At 41.2% G+C, this 15,532-nt stretch carries 19 protein-coding genes and 1 other RNA gene; 3 read left to right on the top strand and 17 right to left on the bottom strand.

Annotated features, from left to right (window positions below; translation table 11 throughout):
- Positions 1–715: 715 nt before the first annotated feature.
- The 3 genes from ACWODM_RS09755 to ACWODM_RS09745 form a co-directional block, all read right to left on the bottom strand.
- Positions 716–1,078 (bottom strand): hypothetical protein, encoded by a 363-nt coding sequence (locus ACWODM_RS09755; RefSeq protein ID WP_455321195.1) that lies wholly within the window; start codon positions 1,076–1,078, stop codon positions 716–718.
- A gap of 84 nt (positions 1,079–1,162) precedes the next feature.
- Complete coding sequence (locus ACWODM_RS09750; RefSeq protein ID WP_455321194.1) at positions 1,163–1,525, bottom strand: CvfD/Ygs/GSP13 family RNA-binding post-transcriptional regulator; 363 nt, start codon at positions 1,523–1,525, stop codon at positions 1,163–1,165.
- Between the two features lie 141 nt (positions 1,526–1,666).
- Positions 1,667–2,254, bottom strand: a complete 588-nt coding sequence (locus tag ACWODM_RS09745) for a peptidylprolyl isomerase (RefSeq protein ID WP_455321193.1) — start codon at positions 2,252–2,254, stop codon at positions 1,667–1,669.
- Positions 2,255–2,382: 128 nt separating this feature from the next.
- On the opposite strand from ACWODM_RS09745, the gene ACWODM_RS09740 reads away from it, so the two are divergent.
- Positions 2,383–3,360 carry an NAD(P)/FAD-dependent oxidoreductase gene (locus ACWODM_RS09740; protein ID WP_455321192.1) on the top strand — a complete coding sequence of 326 codons (978 nt, stop codon included), beginning with the start codon at positions 2,383–2,385 and terminating at the stop codon, positions 3,358–3,360.
- Positions 3,361–3,410: 50 nt separating this feature from the next.
- On the opposite strand, the gene ACWODM_RS09735 is transcribed toward ACWODM_RS09740, so the two are convergent.
- Positions 3,411–3,677: a DUF1450 domain-containing protein gene (locus ACWODM_RS09735; RefSeq protein WP_455321191.1), complete on the bottom strand. Its 267-nt coding sequence runs from the start codon at positions 3,675–3,677 to the stop codon at positions 3,411–3,413.
- 77 nt (positions 3,678–3,754) lie between these two features.
- Between ACWODM_RS09735 and ACWODM_RS09730 the strand changes: the two genes are divergently transcribed.
- The gene (locus ACWODM_RS09730) at positions 3,755–4,264 is read left to right on the top strand and encodes a phosphatidylglycerophosphatase A family protein (protein WP_455321190.1); all 510 of its coding nucleotides are present in this window, start codon (positions 3,755–3,757) and stop codon (positions 4,262–4,264) included.
- Positions 4,265–4,280: 16 nt separating this feature from the next.
- Here ACWODM_RS09730 and ACWODM_RS09725 read toward each other — a convergent pair whose 3' ends face one another.
- The 13 genes from ACWODM_RS09725 to ACWODM_RS09665 form a co-directional block, all read right to left on the bottom strand.
- Positions 4,281–4,928 (bottom strand): TIGR01906 family membrane protein, encoded by a 648-nt coding sequence (locus ACWODM_RS09725; RefSeq protein ID WP_455321189.1) that lies wholly within the window; start codon positions 4,926–4,928, stop codon positions 4,281–4,283.
- Positions 4,925–5,695 (bottom strand): TIGR01457 family HAD-type hydrolase, encoded by a 771-nt coding sequence (locus ACWODM_RS09720; protein WP_455321188.1) that lies wholly within the window; start codon positions 5,693–5,695, stop codon positions 4,925–4,927. Before ACWODM_RS09720 ends, ACWODM_RS09725 begins: the two co-directional genes overlap by 4 nt.
- Positions 5,696–6,289, bottom strand: a complete 594-nt coding sequence (locus ACWODM_RS09715) for a YutD family protein (RefSeq protein WP_455321187.1) — start codon at positions 6,287–6,289, stop codon at positions 5,696–5,698. It abuts the gene before it with no gap.
- Positions 6,290–6,341: 52 nt separating this feature from the next.
- Complete coding sequence (locus ACWODM_RS09710) at positions 6,342–7,727, bottom strand: bifunctional metallophosphatase/5'-nucleotidase (RefSeq protein ID WP_455321186.1); 1,386 nt, start codon at positions 7,725–7,727, stop codon at positions 6,342–6,344.
- Between the two features lie 152 nt (positions 7,728–7,879).
- An RNA gene (gene ffs, locus ACWODM_RS09705) (signal recognition particle sRNA small type) lies at positions 7,880–7,966 on the bottom strand.
- Positions 7,967–7,993: 27 nt separating this feature from the next.
- Positions 7,994–8,494 carry a tRNA adenosine(34) deaminase TadA gene (gene tadA / locus ACWODM_RS09700; protein ID WP_455321185.1) on the bottom strand — a complete coding sequence of 167 codons (501 nt, stop codon included), beginning with the start codon at positions 8,492–8,494 and terminating at the stop codon, positions 7,994–7,996.
- A 194-nt stretch (positions 8,495–8,688) separates the two neighbouring features.
- Positions 8,689–9,024 (bottom strand): hypothetical protein, encoded by a 336-nt coding sequence (locus tag ACWODM_RS09695; protein WP_455321184.1) that lies wholly within the window; start codon positions 9,022–9,024, stop codon positions 8,689–8,691.
- Positions 9,025–9,149: 125 nt separating this feature from the next.
- Entirely contained in the window at positions 9,150–9,800 is a 651-nt protein-coding gene (locus tag ACWODM_RS09690) for a YczE/YyaS/YitT family protein (protein WP_455321183.1), read from the bottom strand.
- 143 nt (positions 9,801–9,943) lie between these two features.
- Positions 9,944–10,645 (bottom strand): zinc metallopeptidase, encoded by a 702-nt coding sequence (locus ACWODM_RS09685; protein WP_455321182.1) that lies wholly within the window; start codon positions 10,643–10,645, stop codon positions 9,944–9,946.
- A 103-nt stretch (positions 10,646–10,748) separates the two neighbouring features.
- Positions 10,749–11,078 (bottom strand): zinc ribbon domain-containing protein YjdM, encoded by a 330-nt coding sequence (locus tag ACWODM_RS09680; protein WP_455321181.1) that lies wholly within the window; start codon positions 11,076–11,078, stop codon positions 10,749–10,751.
- 98 nt (positions 11,079–11,176) lie between these two features.
- Positions 11,177–12,007 carry a diaminopimelate epimerase gene (dapF, locus tag ACWODM_RS09675; RefSeq protein WP_455321180.1) on the bottom strand — a complete coding sequence of 277 codons (831 nt, stop codon included), beginning with the start codon at positions 12,005–12,007 and terminating at the stop codon, positions 11,177–11,179.
- Positions 12,008–12,019: 12 nt separating this feature from the next.
- Positions 12,020–13,318, bottom strand: coding sequence for a diaminopimelate decarboxylase (lysA, locus tag ACWODM_RS09670; RefSeq protein WP_455321179.1), 1,299 nt, complete (start codon positions 13,316–13,318; stop codon positions 12,020–12,022).
- The gene (locus ACWODM_RS09665; protein WP_455321178.1) at positions 13,315–14,481 is read right to left on the bottom strand and encodes a M20 metallopeptidase family protein; all 1,167 of its coding nucleotides are present in this window, start codon (positions 14,479–14,481) and stop codon (positions 13,315–13,317) included. The genes lysA and ACWODM_RS09665 overlap by 4 nt, the downstream gene beginning before the upstream one ends.
- 179 nt (positions 14,482–14,660) lie before the next feature.
- On the opposite strand from ACWODM_RS09665, the gene dapD reads away from it, so the two are divergent.
- Positions 14,661–15,362 carry a 2,3,4,5-tetrahydropyridine-2,6-dicarboxylate N-acetyltransferase gene (dapD, locus tag ACWODM_RS09660; RefSeq protein ID WP_455321177.1) on the top strand — a complete coding sequence of 234 codons (702 nt, stop codon included), beginning with the start codon at positions 14,661–14,663 and terminating at the stop codon, positions 15,360–15,362.
- Positions 15,363–15,532: the final 170 nt, after the last annotated feature.

Below are 15,532 nucleotides of genomic sequence, written 5' to 3'. Positions count from 1 at the left end.
CCGCCAGCGTTCGTCCTGAGCCAGGATCAAACTCTCATAATAAAAAGTTGAAACGATCTTGCGACCGTTAAGCTCATAAAAATAACGTTTGCTAGCATTACTGCTTGCTTTGTTGTGTTTGCTTCTAACTAATAGAAGCGTCCTACACATTGGTTCGTTTGCTTGCTTTGTTCAGTTTTCAAAGGTCTACATTGTGCTGTGTTAGCAACTTTTATATCATATCAGGTCAAACAATGAATGTCAACCACTTTATAAAAGTTTTTTTCAGAAACATTTCAACTTCCTGATGTGCTGTTTTCAGCGACTTGATCATCTTAACAAATGACTTGTTATCTGTCAACTACTTTTTTGAAATGTTTTTGCTGTTAGATCAGCGAAAAGATCCAATCGGTAATTTAGCGACTTTGTTATAATATCATTTGTTTCGAATGTCGTCAACTACTTTTTTTAAAGAAATTTTCGACGTGTTGGTTCAGAACCAACGTTGAATAATTTACCATGTATTCTCGGATCCGTCAACAATAAAAAACAGCCTTTTTCCGTCAAAAAAAGCTCCTTTTCCTCTTATGTTCGTCCTTTCCAAAAAGATACGGATTTAGATAAGTAATCATTCGTTTTTTTCGAATAAATACCAAACATTCTCATCCAACAATTCGAAAAAAATCGTATAAAAAAAAAGCCGGAGACCGGCTATTTGGATAATTAACAGACTATTTCAGAAAAAAGGCATACCCTCAATCTCATAATCTTGAATGACTTGGCGAAATACTTTAGCCTCTGTCCACGTATATTCCTCGGATAAAGTGTTCGACTGCTCTTTTTCTTTTGTCTCAAAAACAAACAAAGGCATACTCATATTATCAGCATAGCCATTTGTCAATTCTACTAAATTAACATTAGTGATATCAAGGTGTACAGATTCCTTTAATAATTGCAAAATGTTTGCCAAGCCTGTTTGTTCTTCAGAGAAATCTGTAGAAGCTAATTCTAGCTTGTCTCCTGCTGCATGCATCAAAAATCTCTTTGAACCATCTTCTAAATGCAACATTACTGTTCCAGCAACTTTCTTGTTTTTCAATACACTCACCTCAATTGTCTTTCGATTTCCATTTATCGTAGCACATTTCTTAAAAGTTCCAGTTTCTTTTCTATCTCAAAGATCTTATGAAAGCATATCTAAGGCTTCATCTATCCATATCGGCAACTGTTCTTCGATCGTTCGAAAACCGATTCGCTTATTTTTATTCGTAAAATAGCGTTTCTTTCGATGACCGGTATGAACAAATTTAGCTTCTAGTGTTCGGCGTGACAAGCTGATTTTTTGGGTATACTCGTCAATATCAATAATCTGCACCTTGGCACTATCGCCTACCTGCAATGCGTCATGGATATTTTTCGTGAATCCTGACTGAATCTCTGAAACATGGATCAACCCTTGTGTTTCTTCATCTAATGAAACAAACGCTCCGTATGGTTGAATCCCAGTAACCTTCCCCTCCAATATTTCTCCAATTTTATATGTCATACTTTTCCCTCTCTTTGCACCCTCTATTATACTAGTAAGTATGAAAAAAATGAAGTGGATATTCCTTCTCCTTCTATTATTATAGAAAGAACCCGTTAAAAAAAGCAGAAGTTTGCACTTCTGCTTTCGAGGAATACGAATTTATTCAGAAATTTCAATTGCTTCGATCACAACATCATGTACTGGACGATCTTGTGGTCCTCGTTGAACATTGCCAATTTCATCAACAACATCCATACCGTCGACCACTTGACCAAATACGGTATGACGGAAATCAAGCCAAGGAGTACCGCCGTTTTTGTATACTTCAACGACTTCCTCTGGATAACCAGCACTCTCCATTTGACCAATCATATTGGCTGGTACGTTTTGATTGTTGACAATAAAGAATTGACTACCATTGGTGTTTGGTCCTGCATTTGCCATTGACAAAGCGCCACGCAAATTGAACAGCTCACGTGAAAATTCATCTTCAAATTTTTCACCGTAAATACTTTCGCCACCCATACCAGTACCTGTTGGGTCACCACCTTGGATCATGAAATCCGGGATGACACGGTGAAAAATGATACCATCATAGTAGCCCTTCTTCGCTAGTTGAACAAAGTTTTCAACCGTTCGTGGTGCTTGTTCAGGAAATAATTGAATGTTGATATCTCCGCGGTTCGTTTTGACAAGTGCTTTGACACCTGCTTGATTTTCTAAATCTAATTGTGGAAATTGAGACAAAAAAATCTCCTCCTTATAGTTGATAGTCTAATCATAGCAGAAAAAAATAAAAATGCCACGTGGAATATTCTTTGTTATAATGCAAGTAGTGTATAAAACACAGTTCATTTTGAAAAGGAGATCAGACTATGAACATTTATGATATTACGATCGTTGGTGCTGGTCCAGCCGGTATGTTTGCAGCTTTTTATGCTGGCATGCGCAATGCCAAAACCAAAATTATTGATACCTTGCCGCAACTGGGGGGGCAGCTGTCCACCCTGTATCCGGAAAAATATATTTATGATATTCCCGGTTATCCTAAGATCAAAGCTGGCGATCTCGTACAAAAACTAGAGAATCAGCTGAGGACCTTCAACCATCGCTACCGTTTGGAAGAACAAGTACTCAAAATCGAACGTCTCGAAGATGGGATCATTGAATTGACCACTAACAAGCGTACCCATTATTCACGCGCCGTTATCTTAGCCCTAGGAAATGGCTCTTTCCAACCAAGAAAGCTGACTGTTCCCAATGCTGAGAACTTTGAAAATTACGGTATCGACTATTATGTCCCTGATTTGATGAAATACGCTGGCAAAAAAGTAGCGATCGCCGGTGGTGGTGATTCAGCGATCGATTGGGCGTTAATGCTTGAACCGATTGCTGCAGAAGTCTCGCTTATCCATCGTCGCCCAGAGTTTCGTGCCCATGAGCATAGCGTGGAGCTGCTACAAAAATCTTCTGTCAATATTATGACACCTTACATCATCAAAGAGGTAACAGGAGACCGTATGCTGGAAGAAATCCATCTGCAGGCGCCAAAAAGTGAAGATACCGTACGGATGTCGGTTGACTATTTGATCGTCAACTATGGCTTTTCTTCTTCATTAAATCTGAAAGACTGGGGACTGACAAGTACTCGCCAAGGGATCCCTGTTCGTTCAGACATGCGTAGCTCAATGGATGGCGTTTATGCTTGTGGAGATATCACCTTGTACGATGGGAAAGTAAAACTGATCGCCACTGGTTTTGGTGAAGCACCGACAGCTGTCAATAATGCCTTGCATTATATTGATCCTAAAAACCGCACACAGCCTGCTCACAGCACTAGCCTTTACCAATAATCTAAAAACAATGCCCGGGAACCTTCAGGATAAAGGTTTCCGGGCATTTTCTATAAGTAATCTGCTTGCCATTCTGCAAGTTTTTGTTGAACGAGCTGCAGCAATTGTGCCGGAGTCGGTGCTGCTAAACGTTCTCCTTCAAAAAAACAAAACGGCCTTTGTGCACACAAGGTACACTCACTTAGACAAGAATAAGTCAGAACATCCGCTTCGCCAGTCGCTTCCAGTGCATCAAGCACCATTTGACTGCCTTCTGCTAAATTTGTTTCGCAAAATTCTACCAGAGGAAACATTTCCTTCACCGCATTCCTTTTCATTGATTCCATCCAGCCAATAGTATAACATGAAAGAAGAGAATAATCGAAAATCTGAGCATCAAACAAGGAGGGATTCTATGGTATTAGAAACCAAGACATTAGAAGAAAAAGCACGTGGTTTATTAGGTGAGCGCGGTGTTTCCATTGTCGACATCGCAGATCTGGTCATGTATCTGCAAAAACAGTATCTTCCAGATCTGACTTTGGAAGAGTGTGTGGATAGCGTTGATTCTGTTTTGACAAAGCGGGAGGTACACAATGCGATTCTGACAGGTATCCAGTTGGATATTCTGGCAGAAGAAGACAAGCTACTTCAGCCCCTGCAAGAAATCGTTGCGGAAGACGAAGGGCTTTATGGGATTGATGAGGTCCTAGCATTGTCGATCGTCAACGTGTACGGCTCGATTGGTTTTACTAATTATGGCTATATCGATAAAGTTAAACCCGGCATCTTAGAAAAACTAAATGATCACGATGGTCCTCGTGTACACACCTTTCTTGATGACATCGTAGGAGCGATCGCTGCTTCAGCGGCAAGTCGCCTGGCACATCAGTATCCAGACAGAGCTCACGAAATCACGCAATAAAAAAAGAAGTTCGACGTTATTTTGTCGAACTTCTTTTCAATTTTCGTTTCCCTCTCAATAACATCAGTAAAAACAAACCCTCGATCAAAACAAAGAAGAAAATAAAGCAATGCATGAAAAATTGTTCTGGCAAGACATTAATGATTGGATCGGTCACTGGATTAAACAACCAGTCATCATTATTGAAAAATAATTCATGAAATTTCACAAAAAAGGTATCGAAACCGATCACCATCAGTCCCCCAAACAAGACTGGTACAGCCATTGCCCACTGAGCCGGACGAATCAAGCGCCAAAAGCGCTGGTTCTTTTGACAATAATATAAAAAGAGACCACTTGGGATAACTGTCACTGCCAAAATACTATAATTCAACAGAAATAATTTTTTCACATCATAGAAATGACCGGCACCTGCTTCTGACATCGGAAAGTCTGGAAGTGCCAATGTTTGATTCCACGGATTATTCAAAAAACCTAATAACAGCTCGTAATTTTTCAGCAGTTCTTCTTTTGATAATGACGTATAGTTCAAAATACCGAGAAAATCAATGTCCCAAGCATACAAGGGACGAAAGTTGATTGTCACAGCAATCGCCAAACTAATGATCGTCAAAAATAAGCTCAGCATTCCCAAGCGTTCTAACCATTGTCCTTTTACTTTCATTGGTCAAAATCCCATTCGTCTAAGCTGTCAACGACATAGGTCGGTGCTGCTGGCAATGTCGGTACCGCTGCTTTAGGGGTAAAGCCTGAAAGTACCAACAAACTGTCGATTTGATTGTTGATCCCTGAACGGATGTCTGTCTCATAATTATCGCCAACCATCAAGACCTCTTCTTTTTTCAAACCGATACGTTGAAGCGATTTTTCCATGATCGTTGCTTCAGGTTTGCCGATAAAAACAGGTTGTGTTTTCGTAGATGTTTCCAGAAAACTGATCAACGAACCCGCTCCTGGAAGCAGACCACGTTCTGTTGGGATATTTTTATCCGGATTGGTACCGATAAAGGTCGCTCCTTTTTGGATCGCCAAGGTAGCTATACTGAATTTTTCATAAGTCACCTGTGAGTCCAGACCAACCACAACATAATCAGGCTGTTCTTCTTCCCATTCAAAACCTGCATCCAGAATCAAATCGATTAAACCGGCTTCACCGATCACATAGACCTTGTTGCCTTTGTTATCATCCTTCATAAAATCGATGGTCGCCAAACTCGCCGTATAAATCGTTTCCTCTGCTACATGAATATCAAATTCATCGGCTAATCGTTGAGCGACTGTTGCAGGGCTTTTCGTCGTATTGTTGGTCACAAACAAAAAAGGTAAGTCTCTTTTTTGAAGCTCTTCGACAAATCGCTTTCCTGCTGGAATAGGTTCTTTTCCTAAATAGATCGTTCCATCTAAATCAATCAAGTATCCTTTATATGTCATCTAATCTTCTCTCTTTCGAATCGTAAATCCTTTTTTTGTTTCTTTGACTATCGTTTTCTTAGGTGCCTTTTCTTTCGGTTGCTTGTTTTTGATCACTGGCTTCTTTTTGTTGCGCTCAGAAAGATTTTCTTTCTTCTCTGAGACATGCGCCTGCGAAGGATTTTGTCGTTTTTTGCGTCGTCGGTTATTGGTTTTGTCTCGTTTGCCACCGATTCGCTGAATCACAAAATACGCACAACCAAAATTACAGTATTCGTACAGATAATCCTCCAGCATATCGATCCGCTGATCAGGCATCGCTTTACGGTTAGAACTTTCAAAAAAGCCCTTCAAACGTAGTTGCTCATAACCCCAATCGCCAACGATATAATCATAGCGAGCCAGGACTTCACTGTAGCGCTCGCCTAAACGCTGTGGATCAAAACCTTCGCGATAATTCGTTAGTAATTTGTATTGGCGATTGCCGATCAAAAATTCCGTGTCACTGACCGAAACGACAACTTCACCTTTTACTTCTTTTTTTTCTTTATCTTCAACGATTTCTTCTAAAACCGCAGTTACTTCATCTGTTAGATTCCCTTGCTTCTTGGCCATTTTTTCACCACCTGAGATTTATTATACCTTCTTTTTTCTTTGATGAATACCCTTATTCTAATGCCGACAAAGGATATTTCTCCATTAAATGCTTCGCTAAAACAGTCCGGATAAATTCTGGAAACAAAAATTCATATTGACCGGCGATCTCAATGCTCGGAATAAAAGGAAAGAACATTAAATGATCGACTGTCGTAAAGCTGTACTCTTTGTCAGATTCTATCATTTTTCCTTGCCAAAAAACGACATGGTTGGTTGCATCATAGGTCAATCCGTCATAAATGACTTCCCCGAAGATCTTGCCTCTGAATCCCATACCAACAATCGTATAGTTCCTTAAAAACAAACGATTTTTTTCGATTTCTAGTACCATGCGAACAATGTCTTGTCCTCGCATTGATACGCGAATCAAACGCATCGGATGGGGCAGCAGGGTATGCAGCTGATCTTGATTGATCAGACCTTTAGGTAGTTCTCCTAAAAACAATCCGGTATTCAACAAGGCAACTTCTGTGCCACCTCTTTGGCGAACCGCCTCCAATGTTTCCAGAACCAAGGATTCTTCATCAAAATTATTTAACGTAAGATCATGTGGTAGCCAGGCTACTTTTTTCTCCTGCAACAGACGATGACCCGTCTCCATGTATTGAAAAATTTCCTGATTGTCTTCTGGCTGCTCGGGCATGACTTCTGTCGCAAAGGTCTGAGCAGTCGTTTTCAACAGCTGATGGCTATCATCCAGAAGAAGAGTCACCTCTCCCACGTACTTCCCATATCTGCCGGCTGCAGCAAGCTGTACGCCATTCACTAGTTTGCCATTGGGAAAATGGTGATGCGTATGGGATCCTAAAATCACGTCGATCTGCGGCAATTCCTCAGCGATCAAATGGTCTTCTGTGATTCCTAAATGACTGAGAAAAACCAAGACATCGACTTGCTCTCGTAACTGATGTACTAGCTCAGGTAGCAATTCTGTCCACTGGCGAACATCCCAGCCATTCGGTGCGTAGGTCAATGGAAAGGGAGCGGTCATTGCCAAAAAACCGATTTTAGTCCCTTGTTCAGTTTCAATGATTTTGGAAATCTGCGCCCATTCTGGAAGCTTTAATGTCTGCCTATCGTAAAGATTGTCCAAGACAATATCAAAATTGGCATGATCGTACAGGTGGTTCAAGACTTGTTTAGCATTGCCGATGCCTTCATTGTTCCCGATCGTTACAACATCATAATGGATCTGATTCATCAACTCAACATTCGCTTGTCCGTCACTTGCTTCCGTCAGCGGATGCCAACGGTCTGCAAAATCACCCAGATCGACCGTCAGGACTTGTTCCTCTTCCAGCGACTGTTGCTGTTCCTGAAGAAAACGACGAATCTTGGGCCAATTTTCAAAATGTGAATGCAGATCATTGGTGTGTAAAATCCGAATTTTTTCCATGCTTTTCCCTTCTTTTCCATCCAAAAGATTTCTTATGTCTAGTGTATCAAATCTTTGGGATTTCTAAAAATAAATCTTTTTGACTTCATGGACAAACATGTACTTCCCAAACGAAAAAGCGACAGACACAATTTTGCGTCTGTCGCTTTTGTTCTATGTACAGGCACATGAGAATCGCTGCTTAGTGCTGCTTCCTTCCAGATCTGACACGCTTCACAACATTCCCATTGCCCAGAAAATAGTATAACGTACTTTAAACTATTTGACTAGTCTTTTTTTCTTTTTTGTTTTTTAATACGACGTAATTCTCGAAAAAAGGCAGTTAAAAGCTGTCCACACTCTTCTTGTAAAATCCCTGCTTCAACATAACTCCAGTGATTGAAGCGCTCGTCTTCCAATAGATTCAGTAAGCTTCCAGCCGTGCCACCTTTGGGATCATAGGCCCCAAAGTAAACTTCTTCTATCCGAGACAGCATCGAGGCTCCACTGCACATTGGGCAAGGTTCCAATGTAACAAAGAGTTGGGCTTTCTCCAATCGCCAGCTACCCACTTGTTCACAGGCCTCCTGAATGGCAATCATCTCTGCATGAGCTGTTGCATTTTGAGTTGTTTCCCGCAAGTTATGACCTCGACCGATGACTTGCTTGTTCAAAACCACGACTGCTCCGATTGGAACTTCCCGAATTGCTTCCGCTTTTTTCGCTTCCGCAATAGCTTCGCGCATAAAATATTCTTTTTCTTCCTGTGTCAGTGTACTTTCTTTCACCCGCTTCACCTCAATTCACTTTATCATGTTCTCGCTAAAATGAAAACTACTAGTGTAGGTATTCTGTTCATCGCTTTCTTACACTCCGCTTCAAAACAAAAGAAAGTACCTGATGAAGTCTGTTTTTAAACAGTGCTTTCATCAGATACTTCCATCTTTTTATTGAATGTAGACCATCCGGTGTGAAGGGTCAATTAAAATTTGCTGTCAACAAAATTCACGATTTTATCTTTGACATTGCAAGTTGCATCTTTGACGTTGTTGCCATATTCAGCGATTTGATCGCGACCGTCATTGACTTTTTTCGCAACACTCATAAACGAATCAATGTCTTTGTCTTCCAAATTGTCTACGAAACCAAGTAACGTTTCATTTCCGTTGAATTTATCATCGACAAAACGTTTTACTTTGCGGCGATTAGACATAGACGTTATTTTTTTAACTACTTTTTCTGAGACAACTGCTGCTGTTGCGATTCCAGCGATTGCCGCAATACTTAATCCGATCGTTACTTTTGTTGATGTTTTCATATTTGGACATCCCCTTCTCTTTTCCTTAAATCTATAATAACATGAGATGAAATAGAAAAACAAGAATTCTGATAGGTTTCATCGGATTCATATCGCTTTCAATAACGAGAAGGGTTTGTTCGATATCATTCTCGCAACCATTTTTTCACACTTTTATTGATCAAGGGCAACGAAACTTTTTGATCCCAAAATTTGATAAAGGGACCCATTAAAAAAGCCGTCACAAAAGTTCCTATACCGATCGGTCCTTTAAAAAGAAAACCTGCCGAAGCAAATAGGAGATCCTGTATAATCCGGACTGTTCGATAACCCAGCTTCGTTTTATCCACGATCGTCGGCGAGATTGCATCGTAAGGCGCCGTGCCAACTTCCGCAGACATATAAAAAGAGGCGCCAAAACTAAAGACCAACAATCCTAGCACTAAGCTCAACAGCTGGTCCAAAACGGTCGTCTGCTCGAAGCCCATCCAAGCAAAGCCTGCACTAAACAGATCGATAAAAAAACCTGTCAGAATTAAATTGATGATCGTGCCGATCCCAATATATTTTCTTCCAAAGAAAAAAATCATGACCAAAATAATCACGTTCATGATCAACTGATAGACTCCTAAGGATAATCCTAGTATTTGACCAATTGCTACGTTGGCACTAGTAAATGGATCCAGTCCAACATTCCCCACTTGTAAAATCGATATTCCTAACGCCAGTATCACAGTGCCTATCAAGGCAAAGACCGAACGAATAAACAATTCCTGCAACGACTTTTTCTCACTCATCTTCTTTCTCCCGACTATAATCAAATTCAAAAAGTAAACTATCCGAACGACAGCAAGCTCGCTCTTTTGGTTCAATTGAACCCTGACGCAAAGTTGCGTCAGTCAGAGACATATCAAACGATCGTCCGGATAGTTAGTATTCTTTAGTTTCTACGGTTATTGCCTCCAAATAAAAGAACCAGTCGAAGTAACTGTAGGAAGGTGCTGATCGCGGCAGCCACATAAGTCAGTGCTGCTGCTGTCAATACTTTACGAGCCATCGGTACTTCCTCTTCCGTCAAAAGACCTCCGTCACTCAAGATTCTCAACGCCTTGCGAGAAGCATCGAACTCAACTGGTAAAGTAATCAACTGAAATACCAATGCCATTGAAAAAGCAATTAGTCCCAAATTTACCAGAAAAGGACCACGAAGCAAGACACCGATCAAGATCAATGGAATCGAAAGACTTGAACCAATATTGGCCACAGGGACGATCGCTGCACGCAGACGCAATGGGAAGTAGCCTTCCGCATCCTGAACAGCATGTCCACACTCATGGGCGGCCACACCGATGGCTGCCACCGAAGTGGATTGAGCGGTCGTCTGAGACAAACTCAACATTTTTGTTCCTGAATTGTAATTGTCTGTCAGGTTTCCTGAAATCCCCTGAACACCCACACCGTTGATTCCTTGATTCTGTAAAATATACTGTGCGGCTTGTGTACCTGTTACATTGTTACGGCTTCTGACTTTATCAAACTTTTGAAAGGTATTGTTGACGTAAGCCGATGCAGCCATCGAAATAATCATTCCAAGAATGACTAAAATAAACGTGGAATCATAAAATAAACCATAGCCAAACATCGTATCTCCTCCTTGTTTTATACAAGCATTTACTGCTAGTCTTTTTTTAAATATACCAAGTTATCTTGAATTTTTCATGAAGAGAATCTGAAAAAACACAGGCTTAAAGTTTTTTTACGAATTCTGATTTTAATTTCATTGGACCAAAACCGTCGATCTTGCAATCGATGTTGTGGTCGCCTTCCACTAAACGGATCGTTTTTACTTTGGTTCCCTGTTTCAATGGTGCGGAAGCTCCCTTGACCTTTAAATCTTTGATTACTGTCACGGCATCGCCATCATTCAAAAGATTGCCATTGGCATCATGGACGACAAGCCCCGTCGCTTCTTCTGTCAGATCCCACTCATGACCGCATTCTGGACAATTGTATAAACCGCGATCTTCGTAAGCATAGATCGACTGACATTCTGGACATTTTGGTGTCTCACTCATTGTTTTCCTCCTTGTTCTTCCGTAAAAATAGAGGGAAAGTCTCCCTTCCCTCTATTATACCGTTATTTTGAATCATTTTCTGTTTTGTGAGGATTTTTTTATTCAGCAGCTAACACAAGATCCTCGTCGCGAATGACACCGTCAATAATGATATTGGTGTCCCCAATCAAATACAAGCCTTGTTCAGCTACCTCCACCTCTAAAATACCGCCCAGCACATGTAGCAGTACTCGATTTGCTGGAACCAAGTGCTTTTTGACCAACGCATAGGCTGTTGAGCCTGATCCAGTACCACAGGCAAGCGTAAAGTCCTCCACGCCGCGTTCAAAAGTTCGAACAAGCACCTTTTCGTCAACAATCTCATAAAAATTGACATTGGCTCCTTTCGGCAATTCTTCCCAGAAGCGTAGTTTTTTGGCTAGTTCTCGTAAATCAGCCAAATCCATTAAAGCTAATCCTGGATAATGCACGACCAGGTGGGGAATACCCGGATCACCTAACTCGATATAATCAACGCTGGTCACATTTTCATCAGGAAATGGACAGTCAAAGCGAACATTGGCTGGATCATTCAACTGAACTTTGTATTTTCGTTCGTCTAGGCGCCATGCTCGAACATCGCCGGCAATCGTTTCAATCGTCATTTCCTCTGGTGCCAATTGATTTTCATAAGCATAACGAGCAATACAACGAGCACCATTGCCGCACATTTCAGCCTCACTGCCGTCTGCATTGTAAAACCTCATTCTGAAGTCGCCCCCATGCTGTGGGTGATCCACAGCCATGACCGCATCACTGCCTACAGAAATTCGATGACGACAAACTTGCTGTGCTAGTTTGGACAATTCAACTGTTGAATAGCCCAACTTCATGTTATTGATGACAATAAAATCATTGCCCGTTCCCTGCATTTTATAAAAAGGAATCATCTTGTCTTCACCTCATTTCAAAGAATCTGGAATCCGTTCATTTTGGATTATTTGATTATAGCTTTGTCTCTCTACAATGACTTCCGATTGCCCTTTGTTTACCAAGACAACCGCTGGAATCTGCAGCTTGTTGTAATTACTTGCCATCGAATACCCATAGGCGCCAGTGGCAAAGGTGGCAAAAATATCACCAGCTTCAATTTTTGGCACCTGGATGTCTTTGACGAGAATATCGGTACTTTCGCAAGCTTTTCCAGAAATCGTCACTGTTTCTGATAAAGGTTCTTCGGCACGATTGGCGATCACACCTTCGTAGTTTGCTTGATAAAGACCCGGACGAATATTGTCCGTCATCCCGCCATCGATTGAAGCATATTTTCGAATTCCCGGTAGCTCTTTGATCGCACCGATCGTGTGCAGACTAATCCCTGCTTCCGCAACGATACTTCTTCCCGGTTCGATCACGATCGCTGGACGTTCCAACTGATGCTTCTGACAAAAGGCTTCAGTTAGCGCCATCAAAGGATCTAAGAAATAATGGTAAGGCTGGCGCGTATCCTCTTGTGTATAGATTACGCCAAAGCCGCCCCCATAATTCAGCTCTTTCACTGGATAATCAAATCGTTTTTTGATCTCTAATACCAGATCCAAGGCTACTTCGGCAGCTGCTAGATGCGTGCTGTTGTCTGCAAGCTGACTACCAATATGAAAATGAATCCCGTAAAAATTGATCTCTGGCGCATCAATCGCCTGTTTGATCACTGGAAACAGAATGTTTTCATCTAGAGGAATCCCAAATTTAGAGTCTTTTTGACCCGTTGAGATAAATTCATGTGTTGAAACATTGACTTCTGGTGTGATTCGGAAAAGAATATTGGCCGTTGTGTTCTTTTCACGGCAGAGCGCCTGAATCAGCTGGACCTCCTGGATCCCATCAACGATGATTCTTCCCACACCGTAGTCGATCGCCAGTTCCAACTCCTCTATTGATTTGTTGTTGCCGTTGAATTCAATGTGTTCTGCTGGAAATTTTGCTTTGATTGCGGTATAAAGTTCTCCACCACTGACAACATCCAGACAAAGACCTTCTCGTTCAATAAGCTTCAGCATCGCCAGTGTATTGAAGGCCTTGGATGCATAAGCTACCCGAACATTGTCGTATTTTTGGATGAAGTCTTTCTGCAGGGTCTGACATTCGTTGACGACCGCTGTTTCAGACAAGACATACAGTGGCGTACCGTATTGCTCTGCTAACGCTACAGTGTCGCAGCCGTCCCAGTAAAGACGATTGTTTTTGATTTCTTTGATCATGTATTTTCTCCTTTATTCAACCATTCGATTAATTCGACATAACAGACGATCCCGTTCAATAAATTTTTTTCATCGAAATTCATCTTTCCACTATGCAATGGATGGATATAACCTTTTTTTTCATTTCCTGTTCCTACAAAGAAGAACAAGCCTGGAACGACTTGCTGGTACATCGAAAAATCTTCAGCCAGCATCAATGGGGGTGTTTCAATATAGGACGCTCCAGCGATTTGTTGGAGGACCTCCACCATTTTCGGTTCATTATCGACCACACGATACATATGATTGAAGTAAACCTCTGCCTGACAGCCATAACCTTTGGCAATCTCTCGAGCCAGTAGATCGATTCGCTCTGTCATTGTATCATAAATCTGATCATCAAAGGCTCGCATCGTTCCTTCGATTTGCACTTTTCCCGGAATAATATTCATTGCTTCGCCACCAGTGATTTTTCCAAAGGTCAAGACAGCACTGGACAAAGGATCAAGATTTCTGGAAATAATGCTATGCAGTCCTTGAATGATCGCTGCACTTGCCAATATGGCATCTGCTCCCTGATGAGGCTGAGCACCGTGAGCACTCGTACCTTTAACAGTGATCTGGATTTCTCCATTACGAGCCATCATTGCCTCTGGGCGACAAGCGATTGTTCCTTCTGGAAGTCCAGGAAAAACATGCAGACCCACGATTTCTTCGATCCCGAATTTTTCGATCAATCCTGCATCGATCATCAGTTGCGCACCACCAGGACCTTCTTCTGCTGGTTGGAAGAGTAAGACGATCGTTCCTTGGATCACTTCTGGATGTTGACTTAAATACTCCGCAAAACCGAGCATGGTGGCCATGTGCCCATCGTGCCCACAAGCATGCATTTTCCCTTTGATAGGAGAAGCAAAGGCCACTCCCGTTTCTTCGGTTACAGGCAACGCATCGATATCCGTTCTGAAAGCAATGGTTTTCCCAGGTTTTTCACTGCGAAGAACCGCGATTGTTCCCGTTTCGATCATTGGATAAATTTCATTGATACCAAAGGATTGCAGCTTCTCTCTCAAATAAGCTGCTGTTTGGATTTCTTCCAAGCCAAGTTCTGGCATTTGATGAAGCTCTCGTCGATAAGATGTCACATTTGGTAACAATGCTTGGATTCCTTCTGTTATGTACATAAAACCACTCTTTTCAGTATAAATTTTCATTTGAATGTTCTTTTTTAGTGAAAAAGATTCTTAAATATTGATATATTTTAACATTATAGTATATAATTTCAATAAGCTAGTATTTAAAACTTCCAATTTATCACTTTTTTATACTCGATAAATGGAAAAAACAAACAAAGGAGTGGCTTATGTCAGATTTACAATTTTCAGATCCATATCAATTAGCGAAATATATTAAAAACGCTACGAAAAAAACGACCGTCAAAGCATATGTTAAAGGAGATCTGACGGCTGTTTCTGCCGATAATGTAAAAATTTTCGGAAACGTCGTCATCGGAGATGCAGTTGATGTCGAAACATTCTTAGATGTAAACAAAGCTAACATTGAAGACTACTATATAGAGAATGACCGCCGTAATTCAGCTGTTCCATTGCTGGATATGACAAAAATCGATGCACGAATCGAGCCAGGCGCTTTCATTCGTGACCAAGCGATCATCCAAAAAAATGCTGTCATCATGATGGGGGCTGTCATCAACATCGGAGCTGTTGTTGGTGAAGAAACAATGATCGACATGGGTGCGATCCTTGGTGCTCGTGCAACCGTCGGCAAAAAAGCCCATATTGGTGCCGGAGCTGTCTTGGCGGGTGTTTTAGAACCACCTTCAGCAAGTCCCGTGGTCATTGAAGACAATGTGCTAGTCGGAGCAAATGCAGTTGTGTTGGAAGGTGTTCGGATCGGAGAAGGTGCTGTCGTGGCTGCCGGCTCGATCGTTACCGAAGATGTCCCAGCAAATGCAGTTGTTGCTGGTTCACCTGCCAAAGTCATCAAGATGAAGGACGAGAAAACACTGTCCAAAACAGAATTTCTAGACGATTTAAGAGGATAAATCAAAGAAAGATGTGCAGGATTCTTTCCTGTGCATTTTTTTGTTAACAAAAAACTTACTTTTTCTCATTCATTTCTAAGGAAAATCTTTCCAATTATTTTAACCGTTGATATCCGTTGACATTATAGTATATAATTTCAATAGTCTATAGTTTAAAAACTTCTATTTTT

The sequence above is a fragment of the Enterococcus olivae genome, assembly GCF_053760925.1.
Note: the sequence above shows the minus strand (reverse complement) of the source record. Positions and strands in the feature narration are given on the sequence as shown.